Genomic DNA, 24,954 nt, shown 5'->3' on the forward strand with positions numbered 1-24,954 from the left:
GACGTCTGGGCCGCAGGAGCCTTTGATTCCGTTGGTGCATTCGTTGAAGGCTTGGAGTGCTGGGCCGGCGGGGCTGATGCCGATGATGTTCTGGCCGATGTAGCTGACGGTGTCCCAGACGGAGCCTCCGGAGGATGGCCAGAGTCCGGTGGGGTCGGCGTTGACCATGGGGTTGGCGTCGGCGTAGGTGTAGGTGGCTGAGCCGAGGACGGCGTGTGCTGGGTCGGGGGCGACGAAGGAGCCGAGGTCGGGTTGGTATTGGCGTGCCCTGAGGTGGTAGTCCCCGGACGTGTCTTGGTACTGACCACCCCAGCGGAGGAGTGGTTCCGGTCCGGCTGTGGTGGCGTTGGTGCGGGTGAGGCCGTAGGGCTCGTAGGTGTAGGTGTTGGTCGCCGCGCCGGTGTTGTCGGTGGTTTCGACCACGGAGCTTTTGGAGGTCTTGGTGTAGGTAGGTGGCGGTGGTGGAGTTGTACTGGGCGACCGGCCCGAGGCCGTAGGTGATCTCGGCTTGAGTGGTGCCGGTCTGGTCAGTTTGCGCGGCGAGCTGGTAGCTGAGGGGGTCCCACAAGTAGTTGGTGGTCACCGAGTCGGTAACGGCTTTGGTGCGGCGGCCGTCGCCGTCGTAGGTGTAGGTGGTCACCGGTTGGCCGCTGGCCTGTTCGGTGGTGAGCTGGTTGGCGGCGTTGTAGGTGTAGGTCGTGGTGCCGTCGCTGGTGAGGCGGCCCTGCGCGTCGTAGGTGTAGTTGGTGGTGACCGGCCCGGGAGCGGTGGTGGAGGTCAGCCGGCCGGTGCCGGTCGCTCGGGTGTAGGTGGTGGTTCCAGTGGGCCGCTCCTCGCTGGTGCGGTTGCCGACCGGGTCGTAGGTCCAGCGGACGTAGTCGGTGGCTGTTCCGTCGCAGCTAGCCGTGTCGTAGCAGACCCCGGTGAGTCGGTCGAGGTCGTCGTAGGTGTAGGTGTCGGTGGTGCTGTCGGCGTGCTCGATGCTGGTCGGGTTGTCGTTGTCGTCGTAGGTGATCTGGTCGTCGATGATCTCCCGTGAGCCGGGGGCGGTGTCGGTTAGGCGGGTCACCCGTCCACCGGGATCGTAGGTGTAGGCGCGTGTCGATCCGTCTGCCAAGGCGGCCTGGGCGAGGTGGCCATCGGGGTCGTAGTCGTAGGTGGCTTGGGTGGTGCCGTTGCGCTTGGCCTGGTGCAGTCGGCCGTCGTCGTCGTAGGTGTAGCCGGTGACTGTCGTTGTCGGCGCGGTAGTGCTGGCCAAGCGGCCGTCCAGATCGTAGGTGTAGCTGTAGGTGGCGGTGCCGGTCTTGGCCTGGGTGAGCTCGTTGAACCTGTCGTAGGTGTAGTTGGTGGTCGTCGAGCCTTGCGCCATGGTCTTGCGGTTGCCGTTGGCGTCGTAGGTAAAGCTGACATCGGTGGTGCCGGTCGGGTAGTCGATGAGCCGGATCTGTCCCGCGGGGTTGTAGCGGTAGTTGACAGTCTGGTTCCCGGGCCGGGTCTCGCTGGCGATGTCGCCGTTGGCGTTGCGGGTGTAGGTGAAGGTCCCAGCGGGCCCGTCCCTGCCGATCAGTTGGTTGGCGGCGTCGTAGGTGTAGGTCTCCACCCGTCCCGAGGGGTCGGTGAGCGTCTTGAGGTTGCCGCTGTTGTCATAGGTGTATGTCGTGGGGGAAATTGACGAGTCGGGGCCTTGAACCGCGGATGGCTGGTTGTCGTTGCGGTAGGTCGTCTCGGTGACGTGCCCGGAGCGGTCTTCGCTGGTGGTGAGACGGCCGGCGGCGTCGTAGGTGTACTCGACGGTGCGGCCGAGTGGATCCTCGATCTGAGTGACTCGGTCGGCGTCGTCATAGGTGTAGGTGGTGGTGAAGTCTCCTGGCGTGGGTGTCTCGGTGCCGCGCGGCGTGGTGAGTTCGACCATGCGACCTACCGAGTCGTAGGTCATCTCGGTGGTATTGCCCTCTGGTGTGGTGATGGTGGCCAGGTCGCCGTTGGCGGTGCGGGTGCGGGTAGTGGTCGCGCCGCTGGGTGCCGTGGTGGAGGTGGCGAACCCGGCGGTGTCGTAGGTGAAGGTCGTGACCCGGGTGGTATCGCTGGGTGCGCCGTGCTGCTCGATGCTCACCACGTTGTGATGGGTGTCGAAGTCCTGGGCGGTCAAGGTGCCGCGCGCGTCCCAGGTGCGGGTCAGGTTGCCGGCGGAGTCGTAGGCATTGACGACGGTCCCCGTCGGGGTGGTCGAGCTTGCCAGGTGGTTGTCCCCATCCCAGACGAAGGTGGACCGGAAACCGCGTGGGTCTTCGGTGGCGACCATCCGCTGGTTGGCGTCGTACTCGTACGACCACGTGTGGCCGAGGGGGTCGGTGCGTTCGATGAGCTGGTATCCCCGGTAGACATCGCGCCACTCCCCGCCGCGGGGGTCTGTCAAAGTAGCGGTGCCGGTTCCGTCCCCGGTGCCGGGATCCCAGTCGAACGTGCTGACCTTGCCGACCGCGTTGGTCTGCTGGCTCACTCGCCCGGTTTGGGCGTCGTAGGCCAGTTCGAGCTGGGTGTGGCCGAGCGGGTCGGTCTTGGTGAGCAGCCGACCGTCCTGGTCGTAGGTGTAGGTAGTCGTCTCTCCGGCGAGATCAGTGACCGAGGTCAGCTGTCCGTTGGTGTAGCCGTAGTCGACCTCGCGCCCGTCGGGGAGCTCGACGCTGGTGATCTTCCCGCCGCTCCAGGACAGCTCGAACGAACGCGCGCCGACCGACACCTCGCTCAGATGCCCGCTGTCGTAGCCGAACTCGATGGCGTTCCCATTGGCATCGACCACCTCGTCGACCCGACCATCTGAGTGGAAGTCGTAGGTCAGGTCGTCCTTGGTGGTCACCTCGAAGGCCCCACCGGAGGTCTCGACCAGGTGCGCGGTGACACCGGGATCAGGGAGGTACTCCGACTCGTCGTCATCCCATCGGAAGACGGCCTGTTGACCGTCCGAGCCGGTCAACATCACGACATCGGTGTCGGGGAAGCTCAACCTCGGTGCCAGCCCGGTGCTCCAGCCCTGCCCCAGCGGCCCAGTGGTCTCGTCGGCGGAGTTGTAGGTGCGATCCAAGGTCAAGTCGCCGCCCAGGGTGGGCATGCTGGCGTCGACTACGGTCTCGACGTACGACCCGTTGACGGTGTTGACCGGGTCAACCTGGTACCCCGATGGATTGATCGCGAACTCCGAGTCGCCGTTGCCCAGCACCTGACCAGGGGGCACGGCAACAGGCAACACCGGCGACCCCTCGAGACCCACGGGCACTACCGGCGGTGGATCCGAGAGCGGCGTGACGGTGGTGAAATACTTGTAGGCCTCCGTGTTGTCGTCGCATCCAAGATTGGTGCGGGTGTCCACTGGAGGTATCAAGTAAAGGACCACATCCGGGTCGACACAATGTGGCGGCTCGAAGTTGACCGGCCAATAGTTGTCAGAAAGATCCTCGGGATCGTAGTACCCGCCGACCCACGATGAGTTGACCCAACTGCCCATGAACGCGTTGTGCTTGTAGGAGATCGTGTCCGGAGTGATCGGATCAAAGTTCGTGAAATGGAAGAGCTTCCCGTAGAACCAGTTCTCGGTCACGCTGATCCCATGCCCGGGGTTCCCGAGCGAATAGATCGGATAAGGCCAAGTGTCGGCGAACAAGTTCGCCCGGATCTCTGCTCTGCCCTGGCTGGAAGTGGTGTTGATCCCACATGCCCCGTTGCGTTCGAACAGCGAATGGCTGATCGAGACGGACCCAAGACCCTTAGACCCCGCAGCAAGTGTTATTCCCGCGATGAGGCTATCGGTGAACTCGCTGTGGTCGATGCTGACCCTGGCCTCGCCCTCAAGGGAGACCATCTCGCTGAGGTAGCAGCGTACCGGCGAATACCATCCGCCGTACCTGAATGAACTGTTGGTGATGATCGAAGTCTTCGACTCGCTGGCCTCGTCGACAGTGGGATTGAACCGCAGAATCGTCGCGTAATCGCCAGGAGAACCCTGTGTCGGCCCGTCGAGACCCGAATCCCCGCCCACCGAGTCGTCCTCGATCGAGGTGTAATAGATCGGCGCCTCAGCGGTTCCCTTCGACAAGAGGCGGCCACGCACACCAATCTGGCCGCCGTCGGACTTGATCACCGTCCCCGGCTTCACCGTGAAAGTGATGCCCGCAGGAACCGTCAAAGACGCCTGCAGCACGTACGGAGACCCGTTGGGCCCCCATGTCGCGTCAGCCGTCAGCGCGAGGCTTGAGTCCCAGTAGACCGGGGTATCGGTCCCTACCTTGGTCTGGAACTTCGTCCACGCCCCGAACGCGGTCAACGCGCCATCGGTCGCACCCAGGCGATATTGATAGATGACGCCATCCGACAGCAGCCCCGCAGGCGCCGCAACCGAACCGGGCGTGCCCTGGGTGACAGACGGGCCGGTCGCCGACCCGATCGTCGTCGATGTCCCGCTCACCCGGAACTCCACGACATAGGCGATTGTGGGGCTATCGGCGTCGGTCGAGGTGCCAGTAAAGACCGGGACCAGCGACGAGACCGCCTTCGGCACACACGACTCGATGCACGGACTCACCGACTGGTTCGTAGGAACCGTGGGCGACTTAGCCGCCTGAGCCGGTGCCACCACCCCCAGAGACAACACCGCGACAAGAGCACCGACTATGCCAACACGACGCATCCTAGGCCTCCCGATAAGCCGCCCGGTCTCCCGCAAGATGCGGCGAGCGCACCATCAGGAGCGAACCTTCGGATCGTAGGACACCCTTTCCGCGACCGCAACAGCAGTCGGCGGGCCTCGATGATGTCATGCACTCGGAGCGCTCGCGTTGACGTCGGTGACGAGGTTGGGCCAGTCAGGAGCGGTGAGGGGTAGCTGCCGCGAATGACGCCCTAATCGGCTGGTTGTGGAAACTGCGACTCGCCTTGGCGCGGGTCGACAGGCCAACGTCGTCGGCCTACGTTGCTGGGGTGAGCGAGAACGAGACACCGCGGACCAGCCCGCCGTACGCCGCGGACGAGGTGACGATGCTGCGGGCGTTCTTGGACTTCTACCGCGCCACGATCCGACGCCAGACCGATGGGCTGACGGCCGAGCAGCTCGCAGTGACGCTGCCGCCGTCAACGATGACGCTGGGCGGGATGCTCAAGCACCTCGCTGGGGTCGAGGAGTGGTGGCTGTCGATGGTGATGCAGGGCAACGACCCGTCGCCGTACTGGGCAGCCGCGGACGACGAGGACGACGTGGACTGGGACTGGAACAGCGCGGTAGATGACGACCCGGCGTTCCTAGCCCAGCTCTTCGATGAGGCTCGGGCCAAGTCTGACCGGATCCTCGACGAGTTGCTTGAGGGCGGCAGCCTCGACCGGCCCGCTGTGCAGGCTCGTGACAACGGCGACCGGGCGACGCTGAGGTGGGTGCTGGTGCACCTGATCGAGGAGTACGCCCGCCACGCCGGCCACGCCGACCTCATCCGCGAGTCCATCGACGGCGCCACCGATCTATGACGGCTCCCATCCGGGTGGCCACCGCCGACGACTGGGCCCAGATCTGGCCGTTCTTCCAATCCACGGTGGCCGCAGGGGGGACCTACGCCTACCCCGACGACCTGACCTCTGCTGAGGCAGCCGCGCTCTGGTTGGAAACGCCGCCCGGGATCACGATCGTGTACGACGACGGGGTTGTTCTCGGCAGCGCGAAGATGGGTCCGAACCGCCCGGCGAGGGGCTCTCACATCGGCACCGCGAGCTTCATGGTCGCCCCGGAAGCACGCGGCCGCGGCGTGGGCCGGGCACTCGCGGAGTGGATGATCGACTGGCACCGCCGTGAGGGATATCGCGGCATCCAGTTCAACGCCGTCGTCGAGACCAACACCCATGCGCTGCAGCTCTGGCGCGACCTGGGCTTCCGCTCCGTCGGGGTGGTGCCTGGTGCCTTCCGCTCAGCGACCCACGGCTACGTCGGACTACACGTGATGTTCCTCGACCTGACCGAAGCAGGTGACCCTGCGGAGGGTGACCACGGCGGCGGGTGAGCCGAGCCCCGGCTGCGGGCGGTGAGCCTGACGCGGTGGCCGGGTGGGCACAGGGGCCCCACAGCGCCGTGGATGGGACTGGCCCCCCTGCGCGACGCGTGCGAGCGCAGGGGTGGTTGGCGCGCGGGGCCCCTGTGCCGGCCCGGCCACCGCACCTGCCCACCGACCGCAACCCCAAGACCAGCACCACGGCCTGCAGCCACGGCCTGCAGCCACGGGACGGCCGCGGCAGGAGCCGCGGAGAGGCTCAGAGGTTGATGGCGCCGGCGAGCTCGGGTTGCCAGTCGAGGGTGTTGCAGCGCGCGATCTCGGCGTCGAGCGCGACGGCGGTGCGGCCTGGCCAGGGGGAGAGGCGCCGGGTGTCGTAGGCGACGAAACCCTCCAGCGCCTCCATGCTGCCGGCGATCTCTTGGCGGGTGTGGTTGGCCAGATAGCTCACGATGTGCAGGAGCGACTTGCGTCGGGCGACGAGCCGCATATGAGTAGAGACCTCGTCGCCGACCAGCACCTCGCGCCGATAGATGATGGTCTGCTCGAGCGCGAAGACGCCGCCCTGGCCTGCCGCGGCCTCCTCCGCGCCCGCCCCCATCGCGCCGAAGATCTCCCACTCGGCGTCGTCGTAGATCCCGAGGTAGTTGCGGACGTTCATGTGGCCGTTGAGGTCGCCGTACTCTGGCGGCACCGCCAACCTGCTTGCCGAAGGAAGCGTGAGCACCTGGTCGTAGGTCGGAAGCGCGCGCATGTGCCGAGATTGTGCCGGGTCCCCCGCGCCGGGCCAGCGCACCCCTCCACGGATCGACGGTTCGCCGAGAATGCCGTAGAGGGAGGTTGTCTCGCGGGGCTAGCGTGAACGGGTGAGTCACGACCAAGGCACGGCCCCCACCCCCCGCACTCTCGGCGAGCTGCGCGCCTCCGGGCACCAGCAGAAGCACCTGCGCGAGGAGATCCGCGACAACCTGCTGGCCAAGCTGCGGGAGGGGGAGGACCCGTGGCCCGGACTGCACGGCTTCGAGGACACCGTCATCCCGCAGCTCGAGCGTGCGCTGATCGCCGGCCACGACGTGGTCCTGCTCGGCGAGCGCGGGCAGGGCAAGACCCGGCTGCTGCGCACCCTGAACGGCCTGCTCGACGAGTGGACGCCGGTGATCGGCGGCAGCGAGCTCGGCGAGCACCCCTACGACCCGATCACTGTCGAGTCGCGACGCCGCGCGGCCGAGCTGGGGGATGAGCTCCCGGTCGAGTGGCGACACCGCAGCGAGCGGTACGCCGAGAAGCTGGCGACCCCCGACACCTCGGTCGCGGACCTGATCGGTGACGTCGACCCGATCAAGGTCGCCGAGGGGCGCAGCCTGGGCGATCCGGAGACCATCCACTTCGGCCTGATCCCCAGGTCCCATCGAGGGATCGTGGCCATCAACGAGCTGCCCGACCTCGCCGAGCGGATCCAAGTGGCGATGCTCAACGTGATGGAGGAGCGAGACATCCAGATCCGCGGCTACGTGCTGCGGCTGCCGCTGGACGTGCTCGTCGTCGCGAGCGCGAACCCAGAGGACTACACCAACCGCGGCCGGATCATCACGCCGCTGAAGGACCGTTTCGGTGCCGAGATCCGCACCCACTATCCGGTCGAGCTTGTCGACGAGGTCGCGGTGGTCCGCCAGGAGGCGCACCTGGTGGCCGCCGTGCCGGATCACCTGATCGAGATCTTGGCGCGCTTCACCCGGGCGCTGCGAGAGTCCAACGCGGTCGATCAGCGGTCGGGCGTCAGCGCCCGCTTCGCGATCGCGGGTGCGGAGACGATCGCAGCGGCAGCCCTGCGCCGGGCTACGGCAGTCGGCGAGCCCGAGGCCGTCGCCCGGGTCATCGACCTGGAGACAGCTGTCGACGTGCTGGGCGGCAAGGTCGAGTTCGAGACCGGGGAGGAGGGACGTGAGACCGAGATCCTCACCCACCTGCTGCGCACTGCGACCGCTGAGGCGGTCCGCGAGCACTTCCGCGGGATCGACTTCCGGCTGCTGGTCGATGCCCTGGATGGCGGCGCGATGGTGGTGACCGGCGACCGGGTGACCGCCCGGGACTTCCTCACCGGCTTGCCGGTGCTCGGGGAGTCCGAGCTGTACGACCAAGTGTGCGACCGCCTCGACGCGCAGAATGACGGCGAGCGGGCCGGAGCGATCGAGCTCGCCTTGGAGGGGCTCTACCTGGCTCGCAAGATCGGCAAGGAGTCGGGCGGCGGGGAGACCGTCTACGGATGAGCATCAGCGACCCGCACCGCTCTCGCTACGGTCGCTACGTCGGCGGCGATCCGCTGGCGCCTCCGGTCGACCTGGCCGAGGCGCTGGATGCGATCGGCGAGGACGTGATGGCTGGCTACAGCCCGGAGCGGGCGATGAGGGAGTTCCTGCGCCGCGGCGGCACCCACCAGACCGGCCTGGACGAGCTCGCGGCCCGGGTGGCGGCCAAGCGGCAACAGCTGCTGCAGGAGCATCGGCTGGACGGCACCCTGCAGGAGGTCCGTGAGCTGCTCGACCGCGCCGTCCTCAACGAGCGCAAGCAGCTCGCCCGTGACGTGACGATGGACGACGGAGACCGGGCGCTCCGCGAGCTGGAGCTGGACAATCTGCCTCCCTCGACGGCAGCAGCGGTGGCCGAGCTGTCGTCGTACGACTGGCAGAGCGCGGAGGCGCGCGAGGACTACGAACGGATCAAGGACCTGCTCGGCCGGGAGATGCTCGACCAACGCTTCGCCGGGATGAAGGAGGCGCTGGAGAACGCCACCGACGAGGACCGAGCAGCCGTCAACGAGATGCTGTCCGACCTCAACGACCTGCTGGAATCACACACGCGGGGCGAGGACACCGACCAGCAGTTCGCCGACTTCATGGAGAAGCATGGGGATTTTTTCCCGGAGAACCCGCGCAACGTCGACGAGCTGATCGACGCGCTGGCTGCTCGGGCTGCGGCGGCCCAACGGATGCTGAACTCGATGTCTGCCGAGCAGCGCGCCGAGCTGATGGCGCTCTCCGAGCAGGCGTTCGGCTCACCTCAGCTCACGCAGTCGCTGGCTCGGCTCGACGCCAACCTGCAGGCGCTTCGGCCGGGGGAGGACTGGTCGGGCTCCGAGCGCTTCTCCGGTGAGCAGGGGATGGGGCTCGGGGACGGCACCGGCGTGATGCAGGACCTTGCTGATATGGACGCCCTGGCCGGGCAGCTGGCTCAGGCCCATCCCGGTGCGCGGATGGACGATGTCGACCTCGATCTGCTGGCCCGCCAGCTCGGCGACCAAGCCGCGGTCGACGCGCGGACGCTCGCCGAGCTCGAGCGAGCGCTGCGTGACTCCGGCTATCTCAAGCGCGGCACCGACGGGCAGCTCCGGCTCTCCCCGAAGGCGATGCGACAGCTCGGCAAGGCGCTGCTGCGCGACGTGGCCAGCCGGATGTCGGGCCGGCAGGGACAGCGCGACCTGCGTCAGGCCGGCGCCGCTGGTGAGCGCTCCGGCGCTACCCGAGAGTGGGCGTTCGGCGACACCGAGCCGTGGGACGTCACGCGGACGATCACCAACGCCGTACGCCGCTCCGCGGCCGAGGGCGGTCCGACCCGACCGGTCCGGATCGACGTGCGCGACGTCGAAGTGCAGGAGACCGAGGCTCGCACCCAGGCCGCGGTCGCGCTGTTGGTGGACACGTCGTTCTCGATGGCGATGGACGGCCGGTGGGTGCCGATGAAGCGGACCGCGTTGGCGCTGCACACGCTGATCCGCTCGCGCTTCCGTGGTGACCATCTGCAGCTGATCGGCTTCGGGCGGCACGCCCAGGTGATGGACATCGACGAGCTCACCGGGCTGGACGCGATGTGGGACAAGGGCACCAATCTGCACCACGCCCTGCTGCTGGCCAACCGGCACTTCCGCAAGCACCCCTCCGCCCAGCCGGTCCTGCTGATCGTGACCGACGGTGAGCCCACGTCGCATCTCGAGGGCAACGGCGAGGTGTTCTTCTCCTACCCGCCACACCCGCTGACGATCGCCCACTCCGTGCGCGAGCTGGATGCCGCCGGCAGGCTGGGTGCGCAGACCACGTTCTTCCGGCTCGGCGACGACCCTGGGCTGGCCCGCTTCATCGAGTCGATGGCCCGGCGCGTGGACGGACGGGTGGTGGCCCCCGAGCTCGACGACCTGGGTGCCGCGGTCGTCGGCTCCTATCTCGGCGCGCGCGGCCCCGCCTCGGCGTACGGTCACTACGGCGACTGGTTCGGCGGCCGGGGCTTCTGGGTGGGCGACTGAGGCTGCGGGCCGACCTCACTGGTGCGGTGCTGTGGTGGGCCCGACCCATCTTCCGCGGTGCTGTGGTGGCCGAGGACCCGGTATACAGCCCACTTTGCCGCCACAAGACCGCGGCAGACGCAGCAACGCCGCGGCAGATGCCTGCCTCAGGTGCCGTTCGTCGTCACGGCCCTGTGGTCGACGTCAGCACCAGTTCGCCCGTCGGCCGCCGTCGTCGAACGCCGGTCCATCTCTCGGAAGGCGGGCAAGGCAACCGGCGCCATCGTCGTGGCGAAGTAGAGGGCGCCGACCACCAGAAGAGCCGGCTCGACTCCCAGCCCGGTGGCGAGCAGGCCGCCTGCCATACCGCCGAGCGGCATCAGGCCCCAACCCATCGCCGACGACAGCGAGTTGACCCGCCCGATCAGTGGCGCCGGAATGCGCTCGAAGAAGACGGCACCCAGGATCGGTTTGAGGAATCCCGCCGCGAAGCCTCCGACGACGCCCACCACGAGGACCACCCAGACGGGGTAGCCGAGGGCCAGCACCACGAACCGCGGCAGCCCAGCGAGGAGGAACGCGACGACGTAGATGCGGAAGCGGGGGAGCCGCTCTGCCCAGGTGGCCGCTGCCAGGGACCCCAGGATCGAGGCGCCGCTGAAGACCGCGAACACCAGGCCCACCACCCCAGCCCCATGCCCGGAGTCCTTGGCCCACACCGGCAGCAGCACCGCGCTATAGGCCAGATCGAGCAGGTTGGTGGTGGCCACCATCAGGGTGAGTGCCATCAGCACCGATTCGCCGCGCAGGAACAGCCAGCCCGAGCGCGGAGGTGGCGCCACCAGACCGCCGGCCAGGGCGGCGCCGAGCATCGACGCCGTTCGCTCGATGCTGCTGGACAGGCCGGTGGTCCGCTCCAGGGACACCCCGGCGTGCGCTGACACCGCGGGCACGAGGGAGGACTTGGCCGCGTCGCCTGGCCCGCGCAACGCACCGCCCAGGGCGACCAGGAGCAGCAGGACGGGCATGGTCAGCAGGCCGGCCACGTGCAACAGCGGGATCAGGCCGACGGCAACGACGCTGAGCAGATCGCAGCCCACCGAGACCCGCCGTGGCCCGACCCGGTCGATGAGCGGCCCGCCGAGCGCGCGCACCACCACCAAGGGGGCGATCTCCACGGCCGCCACCAGCCCGGTCTGGGTCGCCGACCCTGTCGTCGACAGCACGAACCACGGCAGCGCGATCATCGAGACCCGCGTGCCCGTGATCGACACCGCCTCGGCGGTCAGCAGCCCGCGCAACGGCCTGCCAGCGGGGGTTCTCGTCATGGGACGACCTCGCCGGGGAGCGGGTAGGTGGAGAGCTGTACGACGAAGTGCGCGCTGCCCTCGGCGTCTTCTGGCACCTCCTCCTGGGCATGGATCTCGGCCCCCAGGTAGTCGCGCAATGCCTGTGCGCGGGCCGGGGTCAGCCGGATCACCCAGTCGCTGAGCGTGGTGGCTCGGCTCCACTCCTCGGGAAGGAAGGGATACTCGATCAGGGCTCGCTGCTGCTGCTCGGCGTAGAAGGCCGCGATCGCGTGGATATAGGCGGACATCGCCTCGGTGTCCCCGCCGTCCCCCTTCGTGCGAGTGCTCTCGTGGGCCGCGCGCCACCACCGCTCGCGGCCGTTGCCCTGGTCGACGTCCTCGACGATGAAGCCGTGCTGGGCGAGCTGACGCAGATGGTAGGAGGTCGCCCCGGTGTTGACGCTCAGCCTCTCGGCGAGACCGGTTGCGGTCGCCGGGCCGTCGATGCGCAGCATGCCGAGCATGCGGAGCCGCAGCGGATGGGCGAGTGCCTTGAGTCCCGCGGGGTCCGGGGAGACCGAGGTGAGTTCCATGCCGAGAGGATAGATCACAAAGAATCCTTTGCAAAGAAATCTTTGCGGTCTTGTTGGGACTCGGTCGCTTCGGGGGAAGGTTTCGCCGTACCCCTGTGTTAGTTGAATCGTGAAGAACATTGGATACCTGTCCTTCGGTCACTGGACCCCCTCGCCGCAGTCGCAGACGCGCTCGGCGTCGGATGCGCTGCTCCAGGCGATCGACCTGGCGGTGGCGGCGGAGGAGTTGGGCGTCGACGGTGCGTATTACCGTGTCCACCACTTCGCGCGGCAACTCGGATCGCCGTTCCCGCTGCTGTCCGCCATCGGCGCGCGGACCAGCCGGATCGAGATCGGCACCGGCGTCATCGACATGCGCTATGAGAACCCCCTCTACATGGCCGAGGACGCGGGCGCCGCGGATCTGATCGCCGGTGGGCGCCTGCAGCTCGGCATCAGCCGGGGATCACCCGAGCAGGTGGTCGACGGGTTCCGCTACTTCGGCTACCAGCCGGCCGAGGGCTCCGATGCCGCGCAGATGGCGCGTGATCATGCGAAGCTCTTCTTGCAGGTCATCGAGGGGGAGGGCTTCGCCGAGCCCAGTCCACGGCCGATGTTCCCCAACCCGCCCGGCCTGCTGCGGATCGAGCCGTACTCCGCGGGGCTGCGCGACCGGATCTGGTGGGGCGCCGGCACCCGCGCCACCGCTGAGTGGGCCGCCGAGCAGGGGCTGAATCTGATGAGCTCCACGCTGCTCACCGAGGACACCGGGGTGCCGTTCCACCAGCTCCAGGCCGAGCAGATCCAGCGGTTCCGAGACGCCTGGCAGGCAGCAGGACACACTCGTGAGCCGCGCGTCTCGGTCAGCCGCAGCGTGCTGCCGATCGTCAGCGACCTCGACCGCGCCTACTTCGCTGGATCGGGCGGTGACGACCAGGTCGGCTACATCGACGGTGGCGTCGCCCGCTTCGGCAAGACCTACTCCGGCGAGCCGGACCAGCTGGTCAAGGAGTTGGCCGAGGACGAGGCCGTCGCTGCTGCCGACACGGTCCTGCTCACCGTGCCCAACCAGCTCGGTGTCGACTACAACGCCCACCTGCTCGAGACGGTGCTGACGCAGGTCGCGCCGGAGCTCGGCTGGCGGTGAGTCCGGCGTCGTAGCTCTGCCGTTTGGGCCCAAACCGCAACGAAGTCGGCCGATCTGATGCCGTTTGGGCCCAAACCGCAACGAAATCGGACCCGTGGGGGAGTGCGCGCTCAGGGAGTGATGACCGCGCGACGGGCTCCAGAAGCGGCGGCCCAGGCCTCGGCGGCCTGGTCGAAGGAGTACGGCGTGTAGGGCACCGAGAGGGTGCCGTCGGTGATCAGGCCCATCAGCTGTGGGAGCTCGGCCATGATGCGCTGGGTGGAGCTCGAGCCGGCTCCGCTGCCGACGATCCGGATGCGACGGCTGCGCAGCAGCGAGCCGGGCAGGGCGGCGGTCGGTCCGCCGAGGGAGCCGATCTGGGTGTAGGTGATGTCGTCGTCGTCGTCGCCCATGCCGCGCCGGGCGAGCGCCCCGAAGGCCGCTTCGGCCGCCGAGCCCCAGACGTAGTCCAGCGCCAGCGAGGGCGCCGAGTCGTCCAGAGCTTCGGCAATCGCGCGGGCGGGGTCGTGCGCATCGGCGTGCGCGGTGGTGACGCCGAGCTCGGCGAGCTGAGCCAGCCGCTGGGGATCGCGGCCCACGCCGACCACGCGGTCGGCGCCGAGGTGCAGCGCCGCCTGTGCGGCCATCCGACCGGCCATGCCGGTCGCCCCGATCACGAGCACGGTGCCTAGCGACCCGAGCTCGTCCTTCCGCGCGACCAACGGCAGCCAACAAGACATTCCGGGATTCAGCCCCGCGGCGATCGCCAGCGGGTCGGCGCCGGCCGGGAGCTCAAGGCCCACGGGTGCGGCCAGACGCTCGGCCATCGTGCCCCACGGCGAGCGGACCCAGCCGGTGAAGACCAACCGACCGTCCGCGGTCCGAGCGACGGCGTCCACTCCGGGCACGAGCGGATAGCTGTCCTGGGACCCGTAGTGTTGCCCGCTCGCCAGCGACCGGACGACCCAGTGGACGCCGGCGGCGACCAGCTCGAGCTCCTGCTCGCCCGCGGCTGGCTCCGGATCGGGGAACTCCGCAGCTACGGGCGACTGACCCGGCTTCTCGACGACGATGGCTCGCATCTCTGCCTCCTTAACTAAGTTCAATTTCAGGATTCCTTAACGCTGTTAAGGTGTCAACCGTGGCGAAGGGACTCAGTCGGTCGGTGATCGTCGACGCGGCGCTGGCCGTGCTCGATGACGACGGGATCGACGGCGTCACGGTGCGGGCGGTGGCACAGCGGTTGGACGTCAAGGCGCCGGCGCTCTACTGGCACGTCGCTGGCAAGCAGGAGCTGCTCGACGAGATGGGCACCGAGATCCAGCGCCGAGTGATCCAAGAACTCGTCGCGCGGCTGGACGAGAAGGCCGACTGGCGAGAGGGGCTGACCACCTATGCACGGGTCCTCCGCGAGGAGTACCTCGCCCACCGAGACGGAGCCCGCACGTTCAGCGGCACCCGGCTCACCGATCCCGAGGTGCTGCGCGCCCAGGAGCCCTGGCTGCAGCGCTGGGTCGACCAGGGCCTCTCGATCCAGGACGCGACCGACGCCGCCACCTTGGTCACGTCCTTCGTCGTCGGCTTCGTCATCGAGGAGCAGGAGCGGGCCCAGGGTGGTCAGCAGCGCTACTCCCTGAGCGAGCGCGATGCGAATGTCGGCCCCGACGCCCCGCTCGTGCACGAGTCCGGCCGCATCATCTACGACGACCCCTCGGCGCGCTTCGAGCGCCTCGTCAATGTTCTCCTGGACGGACTGGCGGCCACGATGCGCTCAGGAGCTTGAGTCGCCGACCACGTCGGGTCGGAGCGGTGACGGCGCTCACCGCCTTCTCGGTCACCCGTCGCCGTACTCGTCGCATTGGTGGCCGATTCGCCGCACGGCGCCGAGCAGAGCGCGAACGAGGCTGTCGGTGCGGTGGCTGACCATCTTGGCGCTCGGACCCACCACTGATACGGCGGCTACGGCGGCGCCTGCGCGATCGCGCACCGGCGCCGCGATCGAGGTGAATCCCGCGACGGACTCGTCGACCGAGCAGACCCAGCCATCGGTGCGGGCACGCGCCAGGATCCGGCGCAGCCGCGCTGGGTCGGTCACTGTCTGCGGGGTGTGGCGGACCATGGGGACCGCCAGGGTGGCCCGCTCGATCGCCGGGTCCGCCGCCGCCATCGCCCGCCCGGCGCTGGAGGCGTATCCACCCACCTTGCGCATCCATTCGCCGCTGATCTGTGGACGCAGCGGGTCGTGGCCGAAACGCTCGACGTAGATCACGTAGCCGTTGGCTGGCAGCCCTAGCTGGACCACGTGCCCGACCTGCTTGTGCAGGGCGACCAGCGCGGGTCGGGCCAGGCGACGGATCGGCAGGCGGTCCAAGACCAGCTGTCCGTAGTCGAACAGGCGAAGACTGAGCCGGTATCGACCCGAGCTGGTGCGCTCGAGCAACCCGCCGTTGGCCAATGACGTCAGCATCTGGTGAGCCGTGCTCTTCGCCACGCCCAACTCCCGGGCGACCTGGGTCGGCCCGAGGACCTCGTGGTCGACGAAGCAGTCGAGCACCTGTGTCGAGGTGGTGACCGAGCGCAGGCCGGGACTGACGAGGTGAAGCTGAGCAGAGGTCGTCATCGTGGTGGCCTTCCCTCCCGCCTCGGCCGGAGTGTTACCCACGTCACACTATGGACGGCGCCTGATTGATCGGAGCATCGTCCCGCATGGAGGAACACAACGCTGGGCGCCGGCTGGGACAAGGCGCGCCTACGGGGTGTGGAAGGCGTGTTTGGCGGCCATGGCGACCGGATTCCAGCCTCCGGGCGTCGGTGCAACACTGGCCACGGAAACCGGTCGCGCCTGCACGATGGACACGGGGTCGCCGGAGCGTCGGTGCCGACTGATCACCCACTCGACGTCGACCGGATAGCCGTAGTGCTTCTCGATCGCCAGCACGTCCTCGGTGATCGCTCCGATCTGCTCGTCGTCGAGGATGGGTCGTTCGGCCAATCGCGCGGGCATGTCGGTCTCGACCACATGACCGCGCGCGTAGTCGAAGGCGGACACGACGGTCTTCTTGGCGACCTCGTGTCGTAGCACCCGTCTGTCGCTCTTGCCGACCTCGATGTGGTCCGGGGTGACCAGACCTTGGACCACAGCCTCGCCCCACCCCCAGTTGCCCTCGATGACGACTCGATCGGTCTTGCCGGTGACCGGGTGCACCGAGAAGGCGACACCGGAGCAGCGGGCATGGACGAGCTCGATCACCCCGACGGCGATCGGCATGTCCAGGTGGCTGATCCCGCGACGGTGTCGATAGTCCAGAGCGCGCCCGGTGAAGAGGCTGCCCCAACAGCGACGGACTGCGCCGAGCACGCGATCGGCCCCAGAGATGCCGAGGTAGGTGTCGAAGATGCCGGCGAACGAGGCGTCCGCGGAGTCCTCTCCGGTGGCGGAGCTCCGCACCGCCACCGGAGGGTTGACCTCGAGGCAGCGCTCGCTCAGCTCGTCGTACGCCTCGATGATCGCGGACGCCAAAGACGGCTCGACCGGGCGCACCTCGAACTCGCCGCGGATCGTGGCGGAGGCGGTCTCGACGTCACCCGGGCTCGGGTCGGACCCGAGTTCGCCGAGGACGGTCTCGATGAAGTCGTCGAGGCCGGCGGCCGCCGTGTGCTGGCGGTAGCCGTCGATGCTCACCGAGAACCCGTCCGGGACGGCGGCTCCGGCAGCGCGCAACTCGCACAGGCGGCCCATCTTGGCACCCGTGAGCGCGATCGCCTGCTCTGGCTCGACCGTGTCGAGCCAGAGCACTGGTGCTGATGTCACACGGGTTCCTTCGTGTCGCGGAACACCGTCACCGTCCCCGTCGTGCCGTCGACCTCGACGATGTCGCCGTCCTTGATGACCGCGGTCGCCACACCTACCGCGGTCACCGTCGGCACGCCGTACTCGCGGCCCACGATCGCGGCGTGAGACAACATGCCGCCACCATCGCAGATGCAGCCAATGATCTTGGCGAACGCAGGCGTCCAGTTCGGCGAGGTGGACTCACACACCAAGATTTCCCCAGGCTGGAGACGATGCAGCTCGTCTGCGTTGCTGAGCACGCGGGCGACGCCTCGCGCAGTCCCCTTGGCGGCGGCAACACCCTGCAGCGTGTTGATCTCGCGACCCTCGCTGGTGGCCTTGATGGTGTCGAGGAACTGAGCGTTGAGACCGAAGATCTCGATCAGGATCGGGTCGTCGACTGAGTCTGGAATGGAACCGAGCATCTTCGGCATGCTCGGGCGGCGCTCATGCCAGTGATCGAAGTACTGTCGGCGCTCGGCGATGATCGACCGAAACTCGGCATAGGTGCTGTCCCCGTTCACCAAGCGCATGTTCTCGGGCCAGAACAAGAAGATCATGTCGTCTTCGGCGTCGGCTCCCACGCGCTTCGCGATCTCCTGGCATGCCCACCGCATCGGCAGCGACACCTTCAGGTCGAGGTAGTAGTTGTGGTCGTCCTGCCACCACGGGAAGTTCGCTGCCCGGCAGGATGCGAGCCCTGCGTCGAAGACGGCCTGCTCCTCGGCGGTGAGGATGCTCCGGGCCCGGTCGACGGCCTCGTCCCGCTCGTCGAGCGCCGCCGCCCGCGCGGCCTCGAAGTCGTGGACCTCGTCCTTCTGCAGGAAGGTCTTGATCATGCCCAGTGCCGGAGTCGGATCCTCCATCCAGGAGGGCAGCGCGATGTCGCACGAGCCCTCGGTCCGCCAGCCATAGACCTGCAAGAAGTCGTCGAAGTCGGTGAGCCACGTGGAGGCGCTTCCACCGGCAGCGGTGAGCGCGGGCCGGAGGTCCTCGGCTTCGGTGCCGGCGAAGACGGCGTCCAACCCGGCCGCGCGGGCCTTGGCGGTCAGTGACCACATGGCCCGGTCGGTCTCCATGATCTTGGTGTCTTCGCCCTGGAGGAACTTGCCGACATCACTGGGATCGATCCCGAACTCGACGCACTGGCCGTAGAAGCCCACGAAGTTCGCCAGCAGGGGATACATGATCTCGAAGTGGATCTCGAACGCGCGCTTGTGATACGCGCGGGCCTGGACAAGATTCTCGCCGAGCTCGGCGAGCGAGAGCGAGCTCAGGTCGACGGACCGGAAGTAGGCCCATTGGTCCTCGAGCTCGTCGCGTCGGGTGGCCCAGATCTCCTCGAAGTTCCCCAGGAACGGTGGGAGGGACTTCTCGATGCGCTTGGCCCTGGCCATGATCTGACGCTCGTCGGTGACCGGGAGCGCCGAGGCATAGATGTGTGTCCCGGCGAACCGGGTGGTGATGCCCCGTCCGGGTGGCAGCGGAAGCGTCTCCGCAGCCAGTTGGGTCCCCCAGTTGTAGCCGTCCTCGTTCCAGATCATCCCCATCGGTGTCATCCCGCGGGGCCAGTGGAAGTCGAGGAACCAGAAGGTCTCCTCGTCCTTCTTCTGGAAGGTGTTGACCGGGTCCACCACCCACGGGGCGTGGTCGTAGCTCGGCTTGAAGCCGGGATACCACTCCTCTTTCACGAACTCGTCGATCGGGATCACCGTGGCCATCGCAACTCCTTCGGTTCGAATGAGGTTGTGCCCACCGTCAACAACCACGGTGTGACTGACAACACATTTGTTCGCCCCCGCCGAACGCGTGGATCCAGTCAGCGGTGGCGGCGAGCCCGCCAAACGTGTAGAAGTGCAGTTTGACTTCGCCGTGTCGCTTTGGCTCGAGCCGCTCCGCGAGCGACGCGATAAACCGGTCCGGCCCGGTGCTGCCCATCAGGTTGGTCAGCGACAGGCCGTATTTGCGGGCAATGCCGGCACTGGTCGCGACCCCGAACCGGGTCGCATAGCTGAGCAGGCGCTTGGCCCCGGCCGGCCCGGGCACACCTACCCGGATCGGCACGGTGATGCCACGCTGCCTGGCGGCCTCGACCCAGGCCGCGACGGCCTCGGGATCGAAGCCGAACTGCGTGATCACGCTTCCCTGCAGGCCGAGATCGCGCAGGACGGCAGTCTTGTCCTGCAGTGCCTGCCACAGGGCTGGGGTGGTGATGGTGGGATGGCCGCCGGGGTAGCCGGCGACTCCGACGTGCCGGACGCCATAGCGCTGCAGCAGACCGGACTCGATGACCGCCAGGGCATCCGGATACGGCCCCTCTGGGTGCCGCGGATCCCCGCCGACGACGAACACGTGCTCGGAGTTGCCGTCCGCCTGCAGGGCTTCGAGGAACTCCTCGAGCTGTGCTGGTGAGCCGAGCCGGCGGGCCGAGACATGAGGCACCGGGACGAGGCCGAGGTCGGCTGCGGCTCTCGCGGCTTTCACCCGTGTCCCGAGGTCCTCGTGGGCAAGGTAGGTCACGTTGACGCGGGTGCCGGGCGGGATGCTGGCACGCGCCTGGCTGAGGGCGGTGACGTCCTTGCCCGTCATCTCCAAGGAGAAGTCCCTCAGCAGACCGGCCACATCGGGGGCCGCTCTGCGTGGTGCGGTGACCATGGTGTCCCTTGCTGGGTGGTCGGTACGCCGGGTCAGTGAGGCGCGACCGTCGCCCGGATCTCGACCTGTCGGTGCGGCTCGAGCCACGGCTCGCTCTTGGCACCACCCTCGGGCTCCCCCCACACGACGGTGAGCTCCGTGCCCGGGGCAGCATGCTCGGCGTCGACGACAGCGAGGGAGAGCATCGCGCGTTCGTTCCAGGTCATGCAGGTGTAGTTGGCGACGCCGACCTGCCGACCTTGGCTGTCCTTTACCGCGTCGTACTGCCAGGTGGCGTAGGTTGCCCGGGGCAGATCGATGAACCTGGCCGGCAGCTCCTGCGGATTCGCATAGGACGCGAACGCCTTGCCGAGGTCGTCGGCGTTCCACACCAGCGTCACCTTCTGTCGGTGAGGACCATCGACCATCTGCTCCAGTGCGTCCCTGCCGACGAAGTCGTGGTTGAACTTGATCAGGTGTCCGTAGCCGAGCTCCCATGGGGTGAAGTAGTAGTCGGCGATGTCGGGCGAGTAGAAGCTCCCGCCCAGCGACCAGGTGGCCTCGTCACTGGTGGCCGGCAGCCACTTGCGGAAGGAGTGCAGCTCGTCGCCGGTGAAGACGGCGGGCAACGGGCGTGGGATCCAGCCCAGCTCGACCGCCGTGGTGAAGTAGGCCATCGAGCCCACCTGGCGCAGCCCGAACGCCTTGCCGGCGGCGACGATGGCCTCCTTGACGGCCGGTCCCTCGTCCCACGGTCCGTAGAGCTCGTAGCCCGGACCGCCTGCCATCGTGTGCCGCAGGGCCGAGACCTGATGGCCGGCGATGGTGAGGGTGATGATCTGGAAGGTGCTCGTGTCGGGCAGCGGCGCGCCGGTCAGGTTCTCCAGGAGCGCGAAAGCGTTTGGTCCCTCTAGCTGGTAGCGGTAGACGTGACGTCGGCCAGCGGGATTGCTGGAGAAGATCTCGTCCCGTTCCAAGGTGACGTTCCAGCCGCCTGTCTCCGCCTGATACTGCACCCAGTTGTGGCCCGCTGCTCGACCGACGAGGGTGACCTCCTCAGGGCTCTCGCAGTACAAGATGCCGTCACCGATCACATGGCCGCTAGGTCCGCACGAGACGAAGTGCCTCGCCTTCTCCGGGCCGAAGGTCTTGAAGCCGTTGATCCCCAGAGACTCGAAGAACGGCAGCGCGTCAGCGCCGCGCGCAATGGTGGTGGTCATGTGGAAGGACTGGTCGTAGAGCGCGACCGTCTGCCGCCACGCACACTGCTCGTCTCGCCAGTTGGTGAACTCGGGCTGCACGAACTGCGAAGGTTGGCGTTGTACGGCGTCGCGCACGACCGACCCCTTGCGGTTCGCGAAGAGGAAGGCCACGAAGTTGGGCTGAGAATCGAGCAGCTCCTGCAGTGTTGCCGCGTCCTGGGCCTCGGTCATCTCGCTCCTCCTGGATCCGCTGATGTGTCTCTGCGTTGTCAGGAGTTGGACGGTAGGAGGCTGTCGGTGCTGACGGAACACCGTCGTTCGGCTGAGGCGAACGACGCGGCCGTCTGCAACGGTCTCTCGCACGTGTTGGTCCGGCGAGCGGCGCTCCGCTACACCTGTCGTCCGCTAAGCCGGCTGAGAAACGCGTGAACCATCGGTGGCGTTGGCGATCGCAAGGAGCGCACGGGAGGGCTCCTCGCCGCGCGCCCGCATCCGGCGCACCATCATCTGAGCAGCCTTGACCTCCGCCCGAGTCACGAACGTCGCTGTCTGCCCTGGGATGCGGCGATCAATCATGATCGACCACCTTCACGTCGTAGTTGCCGCTGGCGTCAGGATACTCCGCGACCACGGTTCTGGCGTCGGAGAAGACCGCTACCAGCACCGCATCCAGGATGCCCTGGTCCTCGTCTTGGAGCAGCACGGGCTTCGAGTTATCCAAGCCCTCCAGGACCGACAGCGCGACCAGCCGCTCGTCTTCATTGCCCGACGTCACTTTGTCCGATGCCCAGCGCAGGATCCGCATCGCCTCTTCACGCCGACGCCAACGATCCAGCTCTTGGGCTGCCTTGCGGGCGCCCCCAGCCACACCGCTAGGACTGCGGACGCACCGGCGACGAGAGCTGGGGCGATGGTGAGCACCACGATGAGCCACAGCGGCACCACCGTCGTCGAACTCATGAAGGTCAGGCTAGGGACGCGCACCGACAGCCCGAGTTGCCTCTGTACGTCGACTACCGGAACCGGTCCCGGCGACCGGGGCTTCTCGCGATCAGGCGATCACGCAGAAGAGATTCCCGTCGGGATCGGCGAGCACGACGAAGTCGGCGTCGGCGGGGTACTCCCAGTCGACTCTCCGAGCGCCGAGCGAGATCAGACGCTCGACCTGGGCTTGCTGATCGGCCTCGTCGTCGGCCCACAGGTCGAGGTGCGTCCGGTCTTCGTCGTCAAGGTGGAGACGAGTGCCGGGTGCCGCGCCCGCGGGCGCCAGGAACGCGGGGTTCTGCGGCTGTCTCTCATAGCCCAGGGCCGCTGACCAGAACGCACCAGCCCGGTCGATGTCGGACACCTTCAGCACTACTGCTCCGAGTCTCAACACGGTGCCACTTTCACACGCCGGCGTGTGTTGGGCAACGCCATCGACCGCACTCAACCGCCCTGGTCACGCGCGCGTCAGTCCGGGAACTTCACGCCGGTGTTGGCGTGGCAGCGGTAGCCGTTCGGGTTCTTAGCCAGATACTGCTGGTGGTAGTCCTCGGCGTAGTAGTACGACGGCGCGGGGGCGATCTCGGTGGTGATCTCGCCCAGGCCCCGCTCGACCAGGACGGCCTGGTAGCGGGCGGTCAGGTCCCGGGCGACCTCTTCCTGCTTGGGGGTCGTGTAGTAGATCGCGGAGCGATACTGCGTGCCGACGTCGTTGCCCTGCCGCATGCCCTGAGTGGGGTCGTGGACCTCGAAGAAGATCTTCACCAGGTCGGCATAGGAGACCACGGTCGGGTCGTAGACCACGCGGACGGCCTCGGTGTGGCCGGTGCGGCCGGAGCAGACCTCCTCGTAGGACGGGTTCGGCGTCAAGCCTCCGGCGTACCCGACGGAGGTCGACCAGACCCCGGACCGCTGCCAGAAGATCTCCTCGGCGCCCCAGAAACAGCCCAGCCCGAAGAGCGCGATCTCGAGGCCGTCGGGCACCTCGTCGGTGACGAGTGGTGCGTCGAGCACGCGATGTCGATCGGACAGCACCACCCACGGCGTCTCGCGGCCTGGCAGCGCCTCGTCAGGAGTGGGCAGGGTCGCCTTGGTGCGGACGATGAACACGGGACCTCCTCTGCAGAGCCGCCCCCAGGACGGGGCGACATCTGGTCCAACAGTCTGCACCGCGGGATCGTTCCCGCGTGCCGACGGGACAGCTCAGTCGGAGAAGCCGGGCAGCAGCTCCTCCAGGATGCTGCGGAAGGGGGCCTCGGCGCCCAGCTGGCTGAGCAGGCCGATGCCGCCGAGCCAAGTGCGGTGGATGAGCAGGTACGACGGCGGCAGGTTCAGCTTGGTGGCGACCGTGTACGTCGGCTGCCGCGGGTCGTTGAGCCGTTCGAACTGTCCGCGCATCCACTCCCGGGTGAACCGGAACCGCTCGACCCGGGTCGGCTCCACGAACGGCGCGAGGTAGTCGAGCACCAGCTGCGGGTCCACCCGGATGTTGTCCTTGATGAATCCCTCGCGACGCAGCCCTTCGGCCAGCTCCTCGTGATCCTCCGCCGACGCAATCTTCAGCAGCCGACCCATCGCCGGTGGGAGGCCGTGCTCCGGGAGTCTCGCGACCGCGCCGAAGTCGAGCACCCCGAGGCGCCCGGGCGAGCCGTCCTCGTGGGGCATGATGCGGAAGTTGCCGGGGTGTGGATCGGCGTGCAGCATCCCGGTCCGCTGCGGCCCGGAGAAAAGGAACCGCACCAGCAGCTCTCCGTAATGGTCGCGCTCCTCCTGGGTCCCCTCCGCGATCACCGTCGCCAGCGAGCCGGGGCTCTCCAGCCACTCGGTGACCAGCACGGTCGTGCCACCCTCGACGACATCGGGCACGAAGAACTGGGGGTCGCCGCGGAACGCCTCGGCGAAGGTGTGCTGAGCCTCCGCCTCGAGGTGGTAGTCCAGCTCCTCCTCCGCGCGGGCCTGGATCTCCTCCACCAACGGCTTGATGTCGATGCCGGGGAAGACCGGCGCCACCCCGCGAGCGAGCCGGGCGAGCCGGCGAAGGTCACCGAGCAGCGCTTCGCCGGCACCGGGATACTGCACCTTGACCGCGACCTCGCGGCCGTCCACCCAACGACCTCGGTGCACCTGCCCGATCGAGGCGGCCGCGGTCGGGCCACCGTTCGAGCCAGACCAGTCGTTCGCGCCAGTCTGCGCCGAGGTCCTTCTCGATCTCGTCGCGCACCGTCTGTGTCGGCATCGGGGGAGCGGAGTCCTGCAGCGCGGTGAGGTGCTCGCGGTAGGGCGCCGCGAGCTCGTCGGGCAGCGCCGCCTCCAGCACGGAGAGCGCCTGGCCGAACTTCATCGCGCCGCCCTTGAGCTCGCCGAGCGTGCGGAAGAGCTGCTCGGCTGTGCGCTGCTGGACCTCGGTCAGCACGGCGTCGGCCGGCTTCCCGCCCAACCGCTTGCCGAGGCCGAGCGCGGTGCGGCCGGCGTACCCCATCGGCAAGGCGGCAAGCCGCGCCGTGCGCGTGATCGCCTTGCGGGGCAGCTCGGTCATGACCCCATTGTGCGGGACGCGACCGGCGACTCCGAGCGAGATTCCGGTCGGGCTATTCCACGCAGAGGCAGAAGGGGTGCCCGGCCGGGTCGAGGAAGACACGGAATGTGTCGCCCGGTTGGTGCTCCGTGCGGGTCGCGCCCAGCGGGAGCACGGCGGCCTCGCCGGCGTCGAGGTCGCCGACGATCACGTCGAGGTGCATCTGCTGGGGAACGTCCTGGCTGGGCCAGGTAGGCGCGCGGTAGTCGTCCACGCGCTGGAAGGAGATGCAGTTGCTGCCGTCCGCGGGCCGGATGTCGGCCCACTCCTCGTCGCCGGTGACCTGCCAGTCCAGCAGGGTGGCGTAGAACTCCGCGAGCGCGAGAGTGTCCGGGCAGTCGATGGCGAACCCGGGGAACGTTGCAATGGCCATGCAACCCAGCCTGCCACGCGGGACCGACAGCGGCCCACGACAAGCGGCTCACTACAACTGGGTCCACCAGC

General features: G+C 68.0%; 22 protein-coding genes and 2 pseudogenes. 6 read left to right on the forward strand and 18 right to left on the reverse strand.

Translation table 11 applies throughout. From position 1 onward, the window contains the following. Window positions 1-201 precede the first annotated feature (201 nt). A pseudogene (locus tag QM714_RS17415) lies at window positions 202-423 on the reverse strand (RHS repeat-associated core domain-containing protein); the annotation flags it as partial. 2,530 nt (window positions 424-2,953) lie between these two features. Beyond that, window positions 2,954-4,681 (reverse strand): annotated as a pseudogene (locus QM714_RS17420) (DUF6531 domain-containing protein); the annotation flags it as partial. Between the two features lie 290 nt (window positions 4,682-4,971). Between QM714_RS17420 and QM714_RS17425 the strand changes: the two are divergent. Both QM714_RS17425 and QM714_RS17430 read left to right on the forward strand, forming a co-directional pair. After that, window positions 4,972-5,508 (forward strand): DinB family protein, encoded by a 537-nt coding sequence (locus QM714_RS17425; protein WP_415102601.1) that lies wholly within the window; start codon window positions 4,972-4,974, stop codon window positions 5,506-5,508. Further along, the gene (locus QM714_RS17430; RefSeq protein ID WP_415102602.1) at window positions 5,505-6,035 is read left to right on the forward strand and encodes a GNAT family N-acetyltransferase; all 531 of its coding nucleotides are present in this window, start codon (window positions 5,505-5,507) and stop codon (window positions 6,033-6,035) included. Before QM714_RS17425 ends, QM714_RS17430 begins: the two co-directional genes overlap by 4 nt. A gap of 247 nt (window positions 6,036-6,282) precedes the next feature. Here QM714_RS17430 and QM714_RS17435 read toward each other — a convergent pair whose 3' ends face one another. Beyond that, the gene (locus tag QM714_RS17435; protein ID WP_415102603.1) at window positions 6,283-6,777 is read right to left on the reverse strand and encodes a thioesterase family protein; all 495 of its coding nucleotides are present in this window, start codon (window positions 6,775-6,777) and stop codon (window positions 6,283-6,285) included. A gap of 112 nt (window positions 6,778-6,889) precedes the next feature. Here QM714_RS17435 and QM714_RS17440 point away from each other — a divergent pair, with 112 nt between their 5' ends. Both QM714_RS17440 and QM714_RS17445 read left to right on the forward strand, forming a co-directional pair. After that, window positions 6,890-8,290: a magnesium chelatase gene (locus QM714_RS17440; RefSeq protein ID WP_415102604.1), complete on the forward strand. Its 1,401-nt coding sequence runs from the start codon at window positions 6,890-6,892 to the stop codon at window positions 8,288-8,290. Next, the gene (locus QM714_RS17445) at window positions 8,287-10,317 is read left to right on the forward strand and encodes a hypothetical protein (RefSeq protein ID WP_415102605.1); all 2,031 of its coding nucleotides are present in this window, start codon (window positions 8,287-8,289) and stop codon (window positions 10,315-10,317) included. The genes QM714_RS17440 and QM714_RS17445 overlap by 4 nt, the downstream gene beginning before the upstream one ends. A 146-nt stretch (window positions 10,318-10,463) precedes the next feature. Here the strand turns inward: QM714_RS17445 and QM714_RS17450 are convergent, their stop codons facing one another. Further along, the gene (locus QM714_RS17450) at window positions 10,464-11,624 is read right to left on the reverse strand and encodes an MFS transporter (protein ID WP_415102606.1); all 1,161 of its coding nucleotides are present in this window, start codon (window positions 11,622-11,624) and stop codon (window positions 10,464-10,466) included. After that, window positions 11,621-12,178 (reverse strand): ArsR/SmtB family transcription factor, encoded by a 558-nt coding sequence (locus QM714_RS17455; RefSeq protein ID WP_415102607.1) that lies wholly within the window; start codon window positions 12,176-12,178, stop codon window positions 11,621-11,623. Before QM714_RS17455 ends, QM714_RS17450 begins: the two co-directional genes overlap by 4 nt. Before the next feature lie 109 nt (window positions 12,179-12,287). Here QM714_RS17455 and QM714_RS17460 point away from each other — a divergent pair, with 109 nt between their 5' ends. Continuing rightward, window positions 12,288-13,304 carry an LLM class flavin-dependent oxidoreductase gene (locus tag QM714_RS17460; protein WP_415102608.1) on the forward strand — a complete coding sequence of 339 codons (1,017 nt, stop codon included), beginning with the start codon at window positions 12,288-12,290 and terminating at the stop codon, window positions 13,302-13,304. Window positions 13,305-13,414: 110 nt separating this feature from the next. On the opposite strand, the gene QM714_RS17465 is transcribed toward QM714_RS17460, so the two are convergent. Next, window positions 13,415-14,365: a zinc-binding dehydrogenase gene (locus QM714_RS17465; protein WP_415102609.1), complete on the reverse strand. Its 951-nt coding sequence runs from the start codon at window positions 14,363-14,365 to the stop codon at window positions 13,415-13,417. 59 nt (window positions 14,366-14,424) lie between these two features. On the opposite strand from QM714_RS17465, the gene QM714_RS17470 reads away from it, so the two are divergent. After that, window positions 14,425-15,066, forward strand: a complete 642-nt coding sequence (locus QM714_RS17470; protein WP_415102610.1) for a TetR/AcrR family transcriptional regulator C-terminal domain-containing protein — start codon at window positions 14,425-14,427, stop codon at window positions 15,064-15,066. Between the two features lie 51 nt (window positions 15,067-15,117). Here QM714_RS17470 and QM714_RS17475 read toward each other — a convergent pair whose 3' ends face one another. The 12 genes from QM714_RS17475 to QM714_RS17530 all read right to left on the reverse strand — a co-directional run bounded on the left by QM714_RS17475 (window position 15,118) and on the right by QM714_RS17530 (window position 24,883). Next, a complete protein-coding gene (locus QM714_RS17475; protein ID WP_415102611.1) occupies window positions 15,118-15,945 on the reverse strand; it encodes an IclR family transcriptional regulator in 828 nt (275 codons plus the stop codon). An 87-nt stretch (window positions 15,946-16,032) separates the two neighbouring features. Then, the gene (locus QM714_RS17480) at window positions 16,033-17,094 is read right to left on the reverse strand and encodes a PEP/pyruvate-binding domain-containing protein (RefSeq protein ID WP_415102612.1); all 1,062 of its coding nucleotides are present in this window, start codon (window positions 17,092-17,094) and stop codon (window positions 16,033-16,035) included. After that, window positions 17,091-18,836, reverse strand: coding sequence for a PEP-utilizing enzyme (locus tag QM714_RS17485; protein ID WP_415102613.1), 1,746 nt, complete (start codon window positions 18,834-18,836; stop codon window positions 17,091-17,093). The genes QM714_RS17480 and QM714_RS17485 overlap by 4 nt, the downstream gene beginning before the upstream one ends. A gap of 37 nt (window positions 18,837-18,873) precedes the next feature. Next, complete coding sequence (locus QM714_RS17490) at window positions 18,874-19,770, reverse strand: methylenetetrahydrofolate reductase (RefSeq protein ID WP_415102614.1); 897 nt, start codon at window positions 19,768-19,770, stop codon at window positions 18,874-18,876. 32 nt (window positions 19,771-19,802) lie between these two features. Continuing rightward, complete coding sequence (locus QM714_RS17495; RefSeq protein WP_415102615.1) at window positions 19,803-21,182, reverse strand: hypothetical protein; 1,380 nt, start codon at window positions 21,180-21,182, stop codon at window positions 19,803-19,805. 174 nt (window positions 21,183-21,356) lie between these two features. Further along, window positions 21,357-21,527: a hypothetical protein gene (locus QM714_RS17500; protein WP_415102616.1), complete on the reverse strand. Its 171-nt coding sequence runs from the start codon at window positions 21,525-21,527 to the stop codon at window positions 21,357-21,359. Next, window positions 21,520-21,756, reverse strand: coding sequence for a hypothetical protein (locus QM714_RS17505; RefSeq protein WP_415102617.1), 237 nt, complete (start codon window positions 21,754-21,756; stop codon window positions 21,520-21,522). Before QM714_RS17505 ends, QM714_RS17500 begins: the two co-directional genes overlap by 8 nt. A 246-nt stretch (window positions 21,757-22,002) precedes the next feature. Then, entirely contained in the window at window positions 22,003-22,329 is a 327-nt protein-coding gene (locus QM714_RS17510) for a VOC family protein (RefSeq protein ID WP_415102618.1), read from the reverse strand. Window positions 22,330-22,403: 74 nt separating this feature from the next. After that, complete coding sequence (gene msrA, locus QM714_RS17515) at window positions 22,404-23,045, reverse strand: peptide-methionine (S)-S-oxide reductase MsrA (RefSeq protein ID WP_415102619.1); 642 nt, start codon at window positions 23,043-23,045, stop codon at window positions 22,404-22,406. 93 nt (window positions 23,046-23,138) lie between these two features. Then, entirely contained in the window at window positions 23,139-24,041 is a 903-nt protein-coding gene (locus QM714_RS17520; protein ID WP_415102620.1) for an ABC1 kinase family protein, read from the reverse strand. Next, window positions 23,977-24,471, reverse strand: coding sequence for a hypothetical protein (locus QM714_RS17525; RefSeq protein ID WP_415102621.1), 495 nt, complete (start codon window positions 24,469-24,471; stop codon window positions 23,977-23,979). Before QM714_RS17525 ends, QM714_RS17520 begins: the two co-directional genes overlap by 65 nt. A 52-nt stretch (window positions 24,472-24,523) precedes the next feature. Continuing rightward, window positions 24,524-24,883 carry a VOC family protein gene (locus QM714_RS17530; RefSeq protein ID WP_415102622.1) on the reverse strand — a complete coding sequence of 120 codons (360 nt, stop codon included), beginning with the start codon at window positions 24,881-24,883 and terminating at the stop codon, window positions 24,524-24,526. Window positions 24,884-24,954: the final 71 nt, after the last annotated feature.

The sequence above is a fragment of the Nocardioides sp. genome (assembly GCF_047602075.1).
GTDB lineage: Bacteria > Actinomycetota > Actinomycetes > Propionibacteriales > Nocardioidaceae > Nocardioides.